Origin of the sequence: Bacillus sp. MSP13 (assembly GCF_000815295.1) — a bacterium.
Taxonomy (GTDB): Bacteria; Bacillota; Bacilli; order Bacillales; family Bacillaceae; genus Bacillus; species Bacillus vallismortis.
The window spans coordinates 403888-418604 of record NZ_JXAQ01000004.1; the positions used below are offsets into that span (position 1 = coordinate 403888).

At 42.2% G+C, this 14717-nt stretch carries 11 protein-coding genes, 1 other RNA gene and 1 pseudogene; 4 read left to right on the plus strand and 9 right to left on the minus strand.

Annotation, left to right across the window (positions count from 1 at the left end):
- Positions 1–21: 21 nt before the first annotated feature.
- From SC79_RS05315 to SC79_RS05345, 8 genes are all read right to left on the minus strand, one after another.
- Positions 22–1611: a solute:sodium symporter family transporter gene (locus SC79_RS05315; RefSeq protein ID WP_039074173.1), complete on the minus strand. Its 1590-nt coding sequence runs from the start codon at positions 1609–1611 to the stop codon at positions 22–24.
- A 179-nt stretch (positions 1612–1790) separates the two neighbouring features.
- Positions 1791–2639: a LysM peptidoglycan-binding and 3D domain-containing protein gene (locus tag SC79_RS05320; protein ID WP_010331296.1), complete on the minus strand. Its 849-nt coding sequence runs from the start codon at positions 2637–2639 to the stop codon at positions 1791–1793.
- A gap of 247 nt (positions 2640–2886) precedes the next feature.
- A complete protein-coding gene (gene recQ, locus SC79_RS05325) occupies positions 2887–4662 on the minus strand; it encodes a DNA helicase RecQ (RefSeq protein WP_039074174.1) in 1776 nt (591 codons plus the stop codon).
- 141 nt (positions 4663–4803) lie between these two features.
- Positions 4804–4990, minus strand: a non-coding RNA gene (ssrS, locus tag SC79_RS20430) — 6S RNA.
- A gap of 221 nt (positions 4991–5211) precedes the next feature.
- Positions 5212–5838 (minus strand): FMN-dependent NADH-azoreductase AzoJ, encoded by a 627-nt coding sequence (azoJ, locus tag SC79_RS05330; protein ID WP_010331298.1) that lies wholly within the window; start codon positions 5836–5838, stop codon positions 5212–5214.
- A gap of 149 nt (positions 5839–5987) precedes the next feature.
- Positions 5988–6479: a TraR/DksA family transcriptional regulator gene (locus SC79_RS05335; RefSeq protein ID WP_039074175.1), complete on the minus strand. Its 492-nt coding sequence runs from the start codon at positions 6477–6479 to the stop codon at positions 5988–5990.
- Positions 6480–6705: 226 nt separating this feature from the next.
- Positions 6706–7050: a PH domain-containing protein gene (locus tag SC79_RS05340; protein WP_010331300.1), complete on the minus strand. Its 345-nt coding sequence runs from the start codon at positions 7048–7050 to the stop codon at positions 6706–6708.
- 339 nt (positions 7051–7389) lie between these two features.
- Positions 7390–7593, minus strand: coding sequence for a DUF6501 family protein (locus SC79_RS05345; RefSeq protein WP_039074176.1), 204 nt, complete (start codon positions 7591–7593; stop codon positions 7390–7392).
- 229 nt (positions 7594–7822) lie between these two features.
- Here SC79_RS05345 and dhaS point away from each other — a divergent pair, with 229 nt between their 5' ends.
- From dhaS to SC79_RS05360, 3 genes and pseudogenes are all read left to right on the plus strand, one after another.
- Complete coding sequence (gene dhaS / locus SC79_RS05350; protein ID WP_039074177.1) at positions 7823–9310, plus strand: aldehyde dehydrogenase DhaS; 1488 nt, start codon at positions 7823–7825, stop codon at positions 9308–9310.
- Positions 9311–9410: 100 nt separating this feature from the next.
- Positions 9411–11305 (plus strand): annotated as a pseudogene (locus SC79_RS05355) (terpene cyclase/mutase family protein).
- Positions 11295–12140 (plus strand): superoxide dismutase, encoded by an 846-nt coding sequence (locus SC79_RS05360; RefSeq protein WP_010331304.1) that lies wholly within the window; start codon positions 11295–11297, stop codon positions 12138–12140. The pseudogene SC79_RS05355 and the gene SC79_RS05360 overlap by 11 nt, the downstream one beginning before the upstream one ends.
- Positions 12141–12172: 32 nt before the next feature.
- Here SC79_RS05360 and SC79_RS05365 read toward each other — a convergent pair whose 3' ends face one another.
- Positions 12173–13510: a sodium-dependent transporter gene (locus SC79_RS05365; protein ID WP_039074178.1), complete on the minus strand. Its 1338-nt coding sequence runs from the start codon at positions 13508–13510 to the stop codon at positions 12173–12175.
- 230 nt (positions 13511–13740) lie between these two features.
- On the opposite strand from SC79_RS05365, the gene SC79_RS05370 reads away from it, so the two are divergent.
- Positions 13741–14703 carry a bile acid:sodium symporter family transporter gene (locus SC79_RS05370; RefSeq protein WP_039074179.1) on the plus strand — a complete coding sequence of 321 codons (963 nt, stop codon included), beginning with the start codon at positions 13741–13743 and terminating at the stop codon, positions 14701–14703.
- The last annotated feature ends 14 nt before the right edge of the window (positions 14704–14717 follow it).

The window sequence follows — 14717 nt, forward strand, 5'->3', positions numbered from 1 at the left end:
CAAATGCCAAGATCCTTTTTGCTAACCCGCAATTCCCCATGGTGAAAACAAAAGATACGTCGCCGCAACTAGAATCAAAATGATGCCTGACGCCAGTTTTACGTGTTTCCAAGATGTGACATCCACTTGCGGGTTGTGATCAAGCTTATAATCCGTTTCCCTCGGATACAGCTTTCCTGTCAGAAGCATCACAGCCACTGAAAATGGAAAGAGCACGGCAAGGATGTATAGAAAATGAATGTGCCCTAAATAGATTTTTGATAAGCCGTATAAAACAATATGGGCTGGTATTGCTATTTTCACAGCTAAAGCCGGCACTTTTTTTGTAAAGAATCCAATGACAATCGCCGCTAATATCGGAACATTAAAAAATCCGAACATCTCTTGAAGATAGTTGTACAGCCCTGATGGCGCATATAAAATAAAAGGCGCAATGACAATCGAAACGAGCCCGAGAACCGCGACAAAAATCCGTCCTGTTTTGACGAGATCAGCTTCATCTGCATGAGGCTTAAATACCGGTTTGTATATATCCAGAGTAAACAACGTAATGGTACTGTTCAGAGAGCCGTTGAACGAGCTTAAAATCGCTCCGAATAAAATAGCGGCAAATACACCGGTAAGCGATGCAGGCAATAAATCGACGATCAGCCGAGGATATACACTGTCAGCATTTCCAATGCCGCCTCCATATAAATGAAAGGCAATCACTCCAGGCACGACTAAATAAAACACGCCAATCAGTTTAAAGAAACCTGCTAAAAGAGCGCCCTTTTGTCCTTCAGCTAGATTTTTCGCTCCTAATGTCCGCTGAACGATCGCTTGGTTAACAGCCCAGTAAAAGAGATTGTTCACTAAAAGCCCTGTTAAAATCGTTGGCCACGGCACATCTGCCGAATTGCTGATATCAATTGAATTGAGTTTTTCCGTATGTAGAGTGGTCAGTTGCGCAACTCCGCCCCCAAAGCTGCCCTGCCCGACTGCAAGAACACCTAATACTACAATAAAAAAACCGCCTAAAATTAATCCGATTCCGTATATGGCATCCGCTGATGCAGCGGCTTTCAATCCGCCGAAAAAGATATAACAGCAGCTCGTTACGCCAATGATTAAGGATATCAGCAAGACAGCCATAAATGTACTGATGCCAAATGTCTCTGTAATGCGGAATACTTGATTCAACACAAGAGCCCCTGAATACAGTACTGTCGGCAGAAATGAAACAGCGTATCCGATAATAAGCAGCACGGAAACGATCTGCCTTGTTCTTTGGTCAAACCGCTTCTCTAGAAAATCAGGTATGGTAGTAATTCCTGTTTTTAAATAACGGGGCAATAAGACAAGTGCCAGAAAAATTAATGCAAGCGGCGCACTCGCTTCCCAAGACATCGCTGTCATGGACCCTGCATAGCTTTGTCCGTTTAACCCAACCATCTGCTCGGTTGATAAATTGGTTAACAGCAGCGAACTTCCGATATATAACGCAGTAAGACTCCTTCCCCCGAGGAAATATCCATCGGACGATTGCAAGTTGACCTCCTTTGTTCTCCGCCATGAAAATAGAAATATCCCAATATTGATAATCAGAAAAGATACAATAATCCAAAGCAACAGTCAGCAACTCCTTCTGCATATAGTTAGATGACAGGGACATATACCATCTACCCATTTTTCACACGCGAAAAACATCAGGAGCGCTTTTCTTTTATCAGCATAAGATAGAAACATAGCTAAACAAAACGAAAAAGACACAAGCAAAGAGCTTGCGTCTTTTATCACAATCTATATGATTAGTTTAAGATTTTTACATTTACAGTTTTGACGCCCCAATTGGATGCATCACTTTTATTTGGTACAAATACGTCGATTTTATTTCCTTTAATAGCGCCGCCAGTATCTCCTGCTGTTGCTTCACCGTAGCCTTCAACATAGACTTTAGAACCTAAAGGAATCACATTAGGATCAACCGCGATGACTTTCGCGTTTGGGTTCTTGTTTAAGTCAATGCCTGTTGCTGTAACGCCGGAAATGCCGCCGTCGTTAGCAGTATAAGCAGTAGCCGTAACTGTTAGTTCTTTTGAAGCTTCTTGATGATTTGTATTTGATTGAACAGCCTTTTCTTCTGTAGGAACAGAAGTTTCTGCTGCAGCCTTTGTTTCTTGTTTTGGTTGTTGTTTAGGTTGCTCTTTTTGCACAGCTTCTTGTTTTGCTTCAGTTTGAGGTGCGCTTGTTTGCGTATTCTCAGTAACCGCAGTTGCTGCTGTCGCCTGACCTTTTACTGATAGTGTTGATCCAGCATAGATCATGTCAGAGCTTAAATTATTCCAAACTTTCAGGTTGTTGACTGTCGTTCCGAATTGTTGAGCAATCTTTGTCAGCGTGTCTCCCGCTTTAATTGTATATTGCCCAGTAGTGGTTGTTTCTTCTGAAGAAATGGTCAGTTTTTCTCCTGCAATGATTTTATCAGAAGTTAACTTGTTCCATTCTTTTAAGTCCTTTAGGTTCACTCCGTTTTTCTGAGAGATTCCCCAGAGCGTATCACCCTTTTGCACCGTGATTTCTTTTGCAGAAGCGTGAGCTCCGAATGCAGTTGATGAAAGTGCAGCAACTGCTACAAAGGACATAATCGTCTTCTTCATAAGTAAATCCTCCCTTGTTAGCTTTTTATTGGCGGCTAACAGGTGCTATCGTAACACACGTAAATGTCAAATCAATAACAAAAAGATATGATTTAGATTACAGTTCCTTTACATGAAGGATTTCTCTCGGCTGGAAAGACTTGCTGAACCCTTGGTATCATAGGCTTCATAAGTCGTTTTCATTTGAGGCGAAAAAGAGAAAATAAAATGTGTTTTTTATAGAAAAAAAGGTTGATTTCCTATTTTTTTAGTCTGTCACTCTTGCATAAGCTTGTATTTCCTGTAAAAAAAGCCGGCCGTATTTTACTCTTTTTTGTTCACCGACTCCTTTTATTGACAAAAGTTCCTCGTCATTTACAGGCTGTTTGCCTGACATTTCTTTTAATGTTTGGTCAGAGAAAACGACAAATGGCGGAACCCCCTGCTCTGCTGCAATTTCTTTGCGAACCATACGCAGACGCTCAAACAGTGCATCATTTTCAGTAATCGCAGCCGCTTTTATTGCTTCTTTTCTTGTTACAGATAACTCCCCTCTCAGTACATTCCTTCCTTTACTGCTGACTATAAGAGTCGGAAATGTTCCATCTGACATCCTAATGAAATCGTCAGAAATCAGAAATTCGATAAAGTCACTGATTTCCCCTACTGATTGATGTTTTAATATCCCGTATGTTGAGAGATCGGTAAAGCCGTTTTCAAGAACTTTTTTATTTTTAGACCCGGCCAGCACCTGGGCAACCATCATCTTGCCAAATCGTTCTTTCATGCGAATGATACACGATAAGACCATTTGCGCCTCTCGCGTCACGTCATGGGCCGTCCTTGTATCGGTGCAGTTCCCGCACTGTCCGCACGCATCAGGCTCCTTTTCTCCGAAATACATAAGAATAAAACGCTGGAGACAATCTTCCGTGTGACAATAGTCGACCATTTGTCTCAGTTTTTTTAGATCCTGCTTTTGTTTCTCTTCATGTTCTGATTGTTCAATTAAAAAACGCTGCACCATAATATCTTGCGGCGAAAACAGGAGAACACATTCGCTTTCAAGACCGTCCCGCCCAGCTCGTCCAGCCTCTTGATAGTAGCTCTCCATATCTTTCGGAATTTGGGCATGCAACACAAATCTTATATTTGATTTATCAATGCCCATTCCAAAAGCAGAGGTTGCCACCATAACCTGCAGCTCATCATTAAGAAACCTCTCCTGCTGCTCTTTTCTCACATCGTCAGCCAAGCCCCCGTGATACCGCCCTGCACGAATCTGGTTTCGTTTCAGTTTCTCATAAATCCGATCAGCTTCTTTTCGGGTCGCTGTATAAATAATGCCTGCTTCATGTTTGTTTTGCTGCACATATTCATCAATAAAACGGCCCTTATTTTCTCCTTTTGCTACTTTAAACGTTAGATTGTCACGGGAAAATCCGGTATAGACCGTATTTTCTTTATGAATATGAAGCTGTTTGCAGATATCCTCATGGACCTCGGGTGTTGCCGTTGCTGTTAATGCCATGATGACAGGTTTATCATGTAATTCTCGGAACAATATTTCAATATTCCTGTAGCTTGGCCTGAAATCGTGTCCCCATTGAGAAATACAGTGTGCCTCGTCTATTGCGACTAAGGGCACATCAATCCCCTGTAAAATCCGAATAAACTCAGGGGATGTTAATCGCTCCGGTGTAATGTAAAAGAGTTTATAAGCCCCTTCTTTAATCCCGTTCAGCCTCTCATATATTTCCTGGTTGGATTGTGTGCTGTTGATATAGGCGGCGCTGATCCCCGCTTCTTCTAACGCATCGACTTGATCCTTCATCAAGGAAATCAACGGCGAAATGACAATCGTCGTTCCTTCAAACATCAGGGCGGGAATTTGATAGCAAATTGATTTGCCTCCTCCCGTCGGCATAATGCAGGCTGTGTTTTGCCTCGCTTCCGTCACCGAGCGGATCGCTTCTTCTTGGCCGTTGCGAAGCTTTTCGTAGCCAAAATAATGAGCCAGAAGGGATTGGGCTCTATGTAACATAACGTGTAAACCTCGCTTTTTCTTGAATTTCTCCTATCATATCATAAAAAATCGCCCTTCATTTCTTTCACACTGAAATTGAATTTTCACGATATCAAACCTATTTAGATAAAATAAAAAGCCATTTCCAAAAAGGAAATGGCTTTCGCTACGTCTTGCCGTATGCAAGTAAGAAAGTTTTAAACCACCACTCCTCAAAGTGGGTGTTTGCAGAAGCGTTCCTGTCGTCCTCTACACTGGAGGCATGACATTCCGGCTTCGATATAAAACTCCCTATTACAGCTTAAAGGTTAAAACTTAATTAACAATACGCACAAAGTAGCTTCTTTTATATAGTACACCATCAGTCGATTTTTATCAAGAGCTCAGAACAATTGTTTAGAAAAACTTTTTCCAGCAATAAAAACTGATTTTTCGCTATTATATCTGACGATTCGACAAACACAAAATATATTACAATAAGAAAAACAACCTATTCCGCCACGAGGAATGATCACTTTCTTATGTGAACAAAAAACTCCTATCGCAACGATAGGAGTTTCAGCTTCATTAGAATTTTGCAGCAAGATCTTTTGCTTCTTGTAATCCTTTTTCAACAATTGCTTGCGCTTGATCAGGCGCTGCGTTATGTCCTTCGATGACAACTGTGTGCAAGTCTTGAACGCCCCAGAAACCAAGAACTGTTTTCATGAAGTTTAATGACATTTCAAGTGCAGCCATTGGTCCTTCAGAGTAAATGCCGCCGCGCGCGTTAAGAAGCGCAACTTTTTTGTCGCCCATTAAACCAACTGGCCCTTCTTGTGTGTATTTGAATGTAACGCCTGCACGAGACAGGTAATCAACATAAGTATGAAGCACTGCCGGCACTGTGAAGTTCCAAAGCGGGAATGCAAAAACAACTTTGTCAGCTTTTACAAACTGATTGAGATATTTGTCAGCGATTGCTGCTTGTTTTTTCTCTTCTTCTGTCATGTCCATTCCTTGACCAGCTTTAAAAGTTCCGTTAATCATATCTCTTCCAAGGTAAGGAAGGTTTTCTTTATGAAGATCTAATTCAACCACTTCATCAGCAGGGTTGTTTTCTTTATAGGCAGCTAAGAAAGCTTCGTAAAGTTTAGTTGAAACGCCCTCTTCAGCTGTACGATCGCTTGATTTTACAAATAATACTGTAGACATTTGTATTCCTCCCGGTAAACTTTTTATATTTACTTACAAATAGTATGTTACTTTCTTTTCCACCCGAAGTCAATCACTTTATTTTGAATGTGAGATTTATTTCAAAAAAAAGCAAGTACATCTACTATTGGTGTACTTGCTAGCCATTTTCACTTCGAATCTTGTTCTCGATCCAAAATTTCATACGTTTGTGAACTTTTTTGATCAACTGTTTCTTCATTGGATAAATCTTCTACCTGTTCGTGAAACTCTCTTTCAAATGACGGAGCATCTGTCTCCAAATCATCCTCCGTATCTGCTTGAGCTTCTACTGTCATTCTTGCATAGGGAACGGCTTCAAGCCTTTCATAAGGGATGTCTCGGCCCGTTTTTTCACACACTCCATACCTTCCGTCTTTCATTTTTTGTAACGCATGATTGACCTCATCTAAAAGCTCCCGGTCAATTTCTCTCACCGTTTGGTCTGTCATCCGGTCTGTGACAAGTGTGCCGTGATCCCCCATATGGTTGTCAACTCCGTTCGTTAGCTCCCCCACTTCTTCCGTCATTGATTCTGTTTCCTTTTGCCCGCCAGACAATTCCTTTTGCATATCGAGTAATTTATGGTAGAGATGCTGTTTTTGTTCTTTTGTCAGTGTCATATGTATCCTCTCCTTTCTATCCTGTTTCCCGTTTTGGCCCCTGTCAAACATGGGAACTTTGATGCAAAGGAGAGCTGGTGCTTGTTTACGGATTGTGACCATCGGCGATTATGAAAGGTTTAGGTTTTCTTTATTTCTCCTCTTGCCGTACACGGTATGTGCACTCTGCTCTGTTTTTTCATAAAAAAAAGCCTAACCATTTTTGAACGGCTGGCTCATCAAATATTCAACTGCATAAGTGCTTTGTCAGCACAGCTTGAACTTCACTTAAATCGGTGTCTTTCGCAAATTCTAATTCAAAGGTTTTGCTTCTTGTCATCAATAAAAGTCCAGTGTCTGGATCAAACATGCCCGCTTCTTGGATCGCAAAGCTTTCAATTGTTTTATATGGAAGAAATACACGAACCTTCTTTTTAGAAAACATCTTATTGTCAAAGAAAATAATCCGTTTATTTGTAAAGCAAATTTGGTCAACCCGGAGCTTATAAATCGATTCTATTCTTTCCCCCTCAACGAGCAAAGCTTCAAGCTTCTTTGCGTCCGTTGATCTGTTAACAGAAAAAATACCCAATGAAGAACCCCTCTTTCTGCATTTATCTATTTGTTTTATCATTCATTACTTAAAAATAAGTCCTTTATCCCTATATAAGAATACGACATAGAACACATTTAAACCATTACGAACAGATTACATTTTTCAAATTTTTGATGTGTTTTTCGCCTTTTGTGCTGTTGTTATCAAGTAATACGCACGTGTAAAGAAAAAAGTTTCAATATTCAGCAATATTTTTTTAAATCAAGTTATTGATTTTGTTTTATTTTTCCTGTTTTAGCCAAAGAAAAAACCGCAGCTGGGCTGCGGTTTTTGATTTCAATCTTTTTTCTGGCTAATCCTTTAAGAAATCAGGCATTACATCTCCTCGAAGTATTCTTTATAATAGCCGCCGACTTTATTCGTATTGTCGATGACAAAGAGAAACTCCTCTGTTTCGTTTTTCACTTCATATTCTGTTCCCGGCGTTAACACGCGGTTCACGATATATTTTTTTGCGTTTGTCTGGACACATTTTACCTTTTTGATGGTTTCTTTTTCTAACCAATTGTTATGAATCATAAATGAAATCTCCTTTTCATATCTATAAGCTTATTGTAGCTTTTTTCTTTTGTAAATTGCAATATCGGTTATTCATTGATTTTGGCTTGTTTTCTATTATAAAATGTTTGTATACGCTTACTCTTACAGCAAATGTCATCGTTTCTTTCTGCTATTGAATCAAGGAATCAATGTACTATCACCAAGAATCTCAAAACAGACCATAAAAATGACTGGAGGTTTGTTACGGATGAGTTCTTTAACGATGCAAGTGACGAAAAGGCTGGAGACATTTTTACAGGGAACCAAGAAGCTGTACATTGATGGAAAGTTTGTTCCGAGTGACTCAGGGGCAACCTTTGACACTCCCAATCCGGCGACCGGTGAAACCTTGATAACGCTTTATGAAGCCCAGGCTGCGGATGTCGACAAAGCGGTTAAAGCTGCCCGCAAAGCCTTTGACCAAGGTGAATGGAGAACCATGTCTTCAGCTTCGAGAAGCAGACTGATGTATAAGCTGGCAGACTTAATGGAAGAGCATAAAACAGAACTTGCTCAGCTTGAAACGCTTGATAACGGGAAACCGATAAATGAAACGACGAATGGAGATATTCCGCTCGCTATTGAACATATGCGCTATTACGCCGGCTGGTGTACAAAAATAACTGGACAGACGATTCCGGTTTCCGGCGCCTATTTTAATTATACGCGCCATGAGCCTGTCGGCGTCGTCGGCCAGATCATTCCATGGAATTTCCCGCTTCTGATGGCGATGTGGAAAATGGGTGCGGCTCTTGCAACCGGCTGTACAATCGTGCTCAAACCGGCTGAACAGACATCGCTTTCAGCTCTTTACTTGGCAGAGTTAATTGACGAAGCCGGCTTCCCTGACGGTGTCATCAATATTATTCCGGGATTCGGTGAGGATGCGGGAGAAGCGCTGACGAACCATGAAGCAGTTGATAAAATTGCCTTTACCGGTTCCACTGAAATCGGAAAGAAAATCATGTCGACCGCTGCGAAAAGCATTAAGCGGGTTACATTGGAGCTGGGCGGAAAATCACCTAATATTCTTTTGCCTGATGCGAATTTGAAAAAAGCAATCCCAGGCGCTTTAAACGGTGTGATGTTTAACCAGGGCCAAGTCTGCTGTGCGGGTTCGCGCGTTTTCATTCATAAAGACCAATATGATCAAGTTGTTGATGAGATGGCATCCTATGCTGAATCACTCCGCCAAGGAGCTGGACTTCATAAGGATACACAAATCGGGCCTCTCGTAAGCAAGGAACAGCACGAACGCGTTCTTTCCTACATTCAAAAAGGCAAAGACGAAGGGGCAAAAGCAGTGACTGGCGGAAGCTGCCCTTTTGAAGAAGGGTATTTTGTCGCACCGACAGTGTTTGCGAATGTTGAAGACGAGATGACCATCGCAAAAGAAGAGATTTTCGGGCCGGTGCTGACTGCGATTCCGTATGATACAGTCGATGAAGTCATTGAGCGAGCAAATCATTCAGAATATGGACTTGCGGCTGGACTGTGGACTGAGAACGTCAAGCATGCCCACTATATAGCGGACCGCCTTCAAGCGGGAACCGTCTGGGTGAACTGCTATAATGTATTTGACGCGGCGTCTCCGTTTGGCGGTTATAAACAGTCAGGGCTCGGACGTGAAATGGGTTCATATGCCTTGGATAACTACACAGAAGTCAAAAGTGTCTGGATTCATCTCGAAGACTAACATGCATGTCAAAAAAACTGCTGCCAGCCAGCAGTTTTTTTCTTTCTGTAATGACGGCTAGAAACGCTGAATATATATGCTTCTGAAGGAGTTGAGCGTGATGGGCACACTTCAGGAGAATGTCAGGCGTTTTCAAAAGAAAACCGTTTTAGAGTTAAAAGACCGGCAAAATGCTGACGGTTCGTGGACATTTTGTTTTGAAGGACCAATCATGACAAATTCATTTTTTATTTTGCTCCTCACCTCACTCGATGAAGGCGAGAATGAAAAAGAACTGATATCAGCGCTTGCAGCCGGCATTCGCCAAAAACAGCAGCCCGATGGCACATTCATCAATTACCCCGATGAATCGAGCGGACATATAACGGCTACCGTACAAGGATATGTCGGGATGCTGGCTTCAGGGTGTTTTCTTAGATCTGACCCACTTATGAAAAAGGCAGAACAATTTATCATCTCACATGGCGGTCTGAGACATGTTCATTTTATGACAAAATGGATGCTTGCCGCAAACGGGCTCTACCCTTGGCCTGTATTGTATTTACCATTATCGCTCATGGCGCTCCCGCCAACATTACCGGTTCATTTTTACCAATTCAGCACCTATGCCCGCATTCATTTCGCTCCTATGGCTGTAACACTCAATCAGCGATTTATCCTTAAAAACCGCAACATTCCATCCCTGCGCCATCTCGATCCACACATGACAAAAAACCCATTCACTTGGCTTCGATCTGATGCTTCTGAAGAAAGGGATCTCACATCTATTTTGTCACATTGGGAACACATTTTTCATGCACCATTTGCTTTTCAGCAGTTGGGCTTACAGACAGCTAAAACATATATGCTGGACCGTATTGAAAAAGACGGAACATTATACAGCTATGCGAGCGCAACCATATTTATGGTTTACAGCCTTCTGTCACTTGGTGTGTCACGGCACTCGCCTGCCATAAAGAAGGCATTGAAAGGCATCAAATCGTTAGTGACACAGTGCAGCGGGATTCCTTATCTGGAAAACTCCACTTCCACTGTTTGGGATACAGCTCTGATCAGCTATGCTCTTCAAAAAAACGGCGTGACTGAAACTGACGGCTCTATTGCAAAAGCAGCCGCCTTTTTGCTGAAACGCCAGCATACGAAAATAGCAGATTGGTCTGTCAAAAATCCGGGTTCAGCTCCTGGCGGGTGGGGATTTTCAAACATCAATACAAACAACCCTGACTGTGACGATACGGCTGCAGTATTAAAAGCGCCCACAGTTATTCTCCTTTAGCTTGGGGGCGAGGAGTATCTTGGCTATTATCGATGCAAAACAATGACGGCGGATTTTCAGCTTTTGAGAAAAATGTGAACCATCCTCTGATACGCCTTCTCCCGCTTGAATCCGCCGAGGACGCGGCAGTTGACCCTTCAACCGCCGATCTTACCGGACGTGTGCTGCACTTTTTAGGCGAAAAAGCCGGATTCACAGAAAAACATCAACTTATTCAGCGCGCAGTGAACTGGCTTGTCGAACATCAAGAACAAAATGGGTCATGGTACGGGAGATGGGGGGTTTGCTATATTTACGGCACATGGGCTGCTCTTACGGGGCTGCATGCCTGCGGGGTCGACCGGAAGCACCCTGTGATACAAAAGAGCCTTCGCTGGCTCAAATCCATTCAGCTAGATGATGGCAGCTGGGGAGAATCATGCAAAAGCGCCGAAGTCAAAACGTACGTCCCGCTTAATAGAGGAACAATTGTACAGACGGCCTGGGCTTTAGACGCTTTGCTCACATACGAAAATCCCGAACACCCCTCTGTTGTGAAAGGTATGCATTACCTTACTGACAGCGGTTCTCATGGCGCCGATAGTCTGGCTTATCCAACAGGGATCGGCTTGCCAAAGCAATTTTATATCCGCTATCACAGTTATCCATATGTATTCTCTTTGCAGGCTGTCGGGAGATATTTGAATTCTATTGAAAAGGAGACAGCAAATGAAACGTGAATCTTATCAAACAGAAATGTTCAATTGGTGTGAAGCCTTGAAGGACCAGATTCAAAAGCGAGGACAGCTTGATCAGTTTGAAGATCAAATTGATAAGATGATTGCAGCATTGGAAGATGACCAAACAACAGAAGATGATTGGTATAAGCAGGCCGCTGCCCTTTATCGGGATATTACAGAATCAGAGGATACAAGTGAAAGACGCGCGTACGTCCCTATAGGAAAACATGTGCTGCCGAAGCTTCCGTACAAATATTCCGCTTTAGAACCTTATATTTCACGCGACATTATGGTCCTTCACCATACGAAGCATCACCAAAGCTATGTTGACGGCCTGAATAAAGCAGAAACAGAGCTTAAAAAAGCAAGAGCATCAAAGAATTATGACTTGATCACTCATTGGGAAAGAGAGCTTGCATTCCATGGAGCAGGCCATTATTTGCACAGCATTTTCTGGTTTTCGATGCATCCAAACGGAAAACGGCGTCCTACCGGGGCATTGTTCCAAATGATTGATCTTTCATTTGGAAGCTATTCCGCTTTTAAAGAACATTTTACTCAGGCCGCTAAAAAAGTGGAGGGTGTCGGCTGGGCCATTCTGGTCTGGGCGCCTCGGTCGGGACGGCTGGAGATTTTAGCCGCAGAAAAGCACCAGCTCTTCAGCCAATGGGATGTGATCCCTCTTTTAGCGCTTGACGTATGGGAACACGCGTATTATTTGCAATATAAAAATGACCGGGCGAGCTATGTCGATCACTGGTGGAATGTCGTGGATTGGCGAGAGCCAGAAAAACGTTTCCAGCAGGCAAAAGAAGTCGTTTGGAAACTCTATTAAAAAAAGCCCCCTTTTCCGGGGGGCCTCATGTTTTAGAAAATGCCGATCACATGCAAAAATACGATGATGATGGCAACAGGAGATAGATAACGAATGAGCAGGAGCCAAACCGCAAACCACTTTCGTTTCAAGTTGGACCCGCTTTTTAGCTCGTCAAACAAATCCTGTTTCGGTATTTTTAACGGAACAAATATAGAAATCAACAACGCGCCTAACGGCATTAAGATATTGCTCACAAGATAGTCGGCCGCATCAAAAATAGACAAGTGAAAAATAGTAACGTCACTTAAGACACCGTATGATAGTGCAGACGGCACACCGACAATAAAAATAGCAATCCCGCCTACCCAAGCGAATCGTTTTCTCTTATTGACATCGCCTTTAGAAAGCACTGCGACCAGAATTTCCAGCATTGAAAAAGCGGATGTGAGTGCCGCAAATAAAAATAAAATTAAAAATGCTAATAAAAAGATAATTCCAAACGGCATTTGATTAAACACAGTCGGCAGCACGTTAAATAACAGCACAGGCCCTTGGTCTGGTTTGAGGCCGAATGAAAATACAGCTGGAAAAATCGCAATTCCGGCCATGACAGCAACAAGCATGTTCAATACCGTTACGGATACAGCAGACTGCACAAGATTTTCCTGTTTCTCTAAATAAGAGCTATACGTTACCATGACAGATACGCCGACACTTAATAAGAAAAAGGATTGGCCCATCGCATATAAAATCGTATTGGCATCAATTGCTGTTATGTCGGGCATCAAGAAAAACTTGAGCCCTTCCATCGCGCCATCAAGTGTGACAGAACGCACCATTAATATGAGAAATAATATAAAAAGCGCCGGCATTAACACTTGGCTGGCTTTTTCAATTCCGCTGCTTACCCCTTTGGCAACTACTAAAATGGTCACCACCATAAAGAGCAGTTGGCCTCCTACAGCCAAATAAGGATTTGAAATTGTACTTGCAAATATCGTATCAAAGCCAGATGTTTCCGTTAAACCGCCAGTAAAACCTTTTGTAATATAAATTAAAATCCACCCGCCGACGACGCTGTAGAAAGATAAAAGAATAAAGCACGTCGCCATGCCTAAATAACCGATCCAATGCCACTTCGTCCCCGGAGCGAGTGTTTTATAGGATTGAACGGCATCTTTCTGTGTTTTTCTGCCTATGATGAATTCACCAAACAATAAAGGCAGTCCGATTAAAACCGTAAATAAAATAAAAATAAGTAAAAATGCGCCTCCACCGCTGGTGCCCGCTACATATGGAAATTTCCATATCGCACCAAGCCCGATAGCTGATCCTGCCGCAGCCAAAATAAAGCCGAGCTTCGAAGACCATTGATTTGCTTCCTTCACCCTATCACTCCTAATTTATCAAACCATTATAAAGGTTCATTGTAAGAATATCCTCCTATATAGTCAAGAACATTTTCTTTAGTTTACATAATATTTTTATCGTTATTCGCATAAAGACAATTTAATTGCTGATATTGAATTATTCAGAAAATTAATTATAATAAGAGGATACTTTAAAATCTGTGAGAATTTCTGCTGAAGTTCTTGATTAATGTGTAAGGAGTGTTTTGATGGACATCATTAGAAAAATAAGTCATTTCGCGGGACAAACCTTCGGTATATGGGTCATTGTTTTTGCCGTGCTGGGGTTTTCTTTCCCGTCTTTTTTTACATGGATTAGTTCTTATATTACGATTCTTCTTGGCATTATCATGTTTGGAATGGGTCTTACACTGCAAGCCGGTGATTTCAAAGAGCTCCTCAGAAAACCTTGGCATGTCATGGTTGGGGTGATTTTACAGTATACCATCATGCCGCTTGTTGCTTTCGGTCTGGCATTTTGGCTGCACCTTCCAGCAGAAATCGCAGTGGGTGTTATTCTTGTCGGCTGCTGTCCTGGCGGCACAGCCTCAAATGTCATGACTTTCTTAGCAAAAGGAAATACGGCTCTTTCTGTTGCTGTTACAACAATTTCCACCTTATTGGCGCCTGTTTTAACACCGATTTTGATTATGGTGTTTGCCAAGGAATGGCTTCCTGTCTCGCCGGGGTCTTTATTTATTTCAATCTTGCAGGCTGTGTTATTTCCAATCATTGCAGGCGTGATCGTCAAAATGATTTTCAGAAAACAAGTGGAAAAAGCCATACATGCCCTTCCCCTTGTTTCTGTCATTGGCATCGTTGCGATTGTCTCAGCTGTCGTCAGCGGCAACCGGGAACATCTGCTTCAATCTGGGCTGCTCATTTTTTCTGTTGTCATTCTGCATAACGGTATCGGTTATATCCTTGGATTTCTTTGCGCAAAGCTTTTCAAATTGGATTATCCATCTCAAAAAGCGATTGCAATCGAAGTCGGCATGCAAAATTCAGGACTTGGGGCCGCACTTGCCACGGCTCATTTCGCACCGCTATCTGCCGTACCTAGCGCGATGTTCAGTGTGTGGCATAACCTTTCAGGCTCCATGCTTGCAACGTACTGGTCAAAAAAAGCAAAAAAGAAACAAGCTGCATCTAACAGCAATCTGTCACTTTAAATCATTAAAAAAGG

Excerpts from the sequence above, each read along its gene's own strand:
- SC79_RS05320 (WP_010331296.1), bottom strand. The coding sequence starts at position 2,639 with ATGAAGAAGACGATTATGTCCTTTGTAGCAGTTGCTGCACTTTCATCA.
- recQ (WP_039074174.1), bottom strand. The coding sequence starts at position 4,662 with ATGTTACATAGAGCCCAATCCCTTCTGGCTCATTATTTTGGCTACGAA.
- azoJ (WP_010331298.1), bottom strand. The coding sequence starts at position 5,838 with ATGTCTACAGTATTATTTGTAAAATCAAGCGATCGTACAGCTGAAGAG.
- SC79_RS05335 (WP_039074175.1), bottom strand. The coding sequence starts at position 6,479 with ATGACACTGACAAAAGAACAAAAACAGCATCTCTACCATAAATTACTC.
- SC79_RS05345 (WP_039074176.1), bottom strand. The coding sequence starts at position 7,593 with ATGATTCATAACAATTGGTTAGAAAAAGAAACCATCAAAAAGGTAAAA.
- dhaS (WP_039074177.1), top strand. The coding sequence starts at position 7,823 with ATGAGTTCTTTAACGATGCAAGTGACGAAAAGGCTGGAGACATTTTTA.
- SC79_RS05360 (WP_010331304.1), top strand. The coding sequence starts at position 11,295 with ATGAAACGTGAATCTTATCAAACAGAAATGTTCAATTGGTGTGAAGCC.
- SC79_RS05370 (WP_039074179.1), top strand. The coding sequence starts at position 13,741 with ATGGACATCATTAGAAAAATAAGTCATTTCGCGGGACAAACCTTCGGT.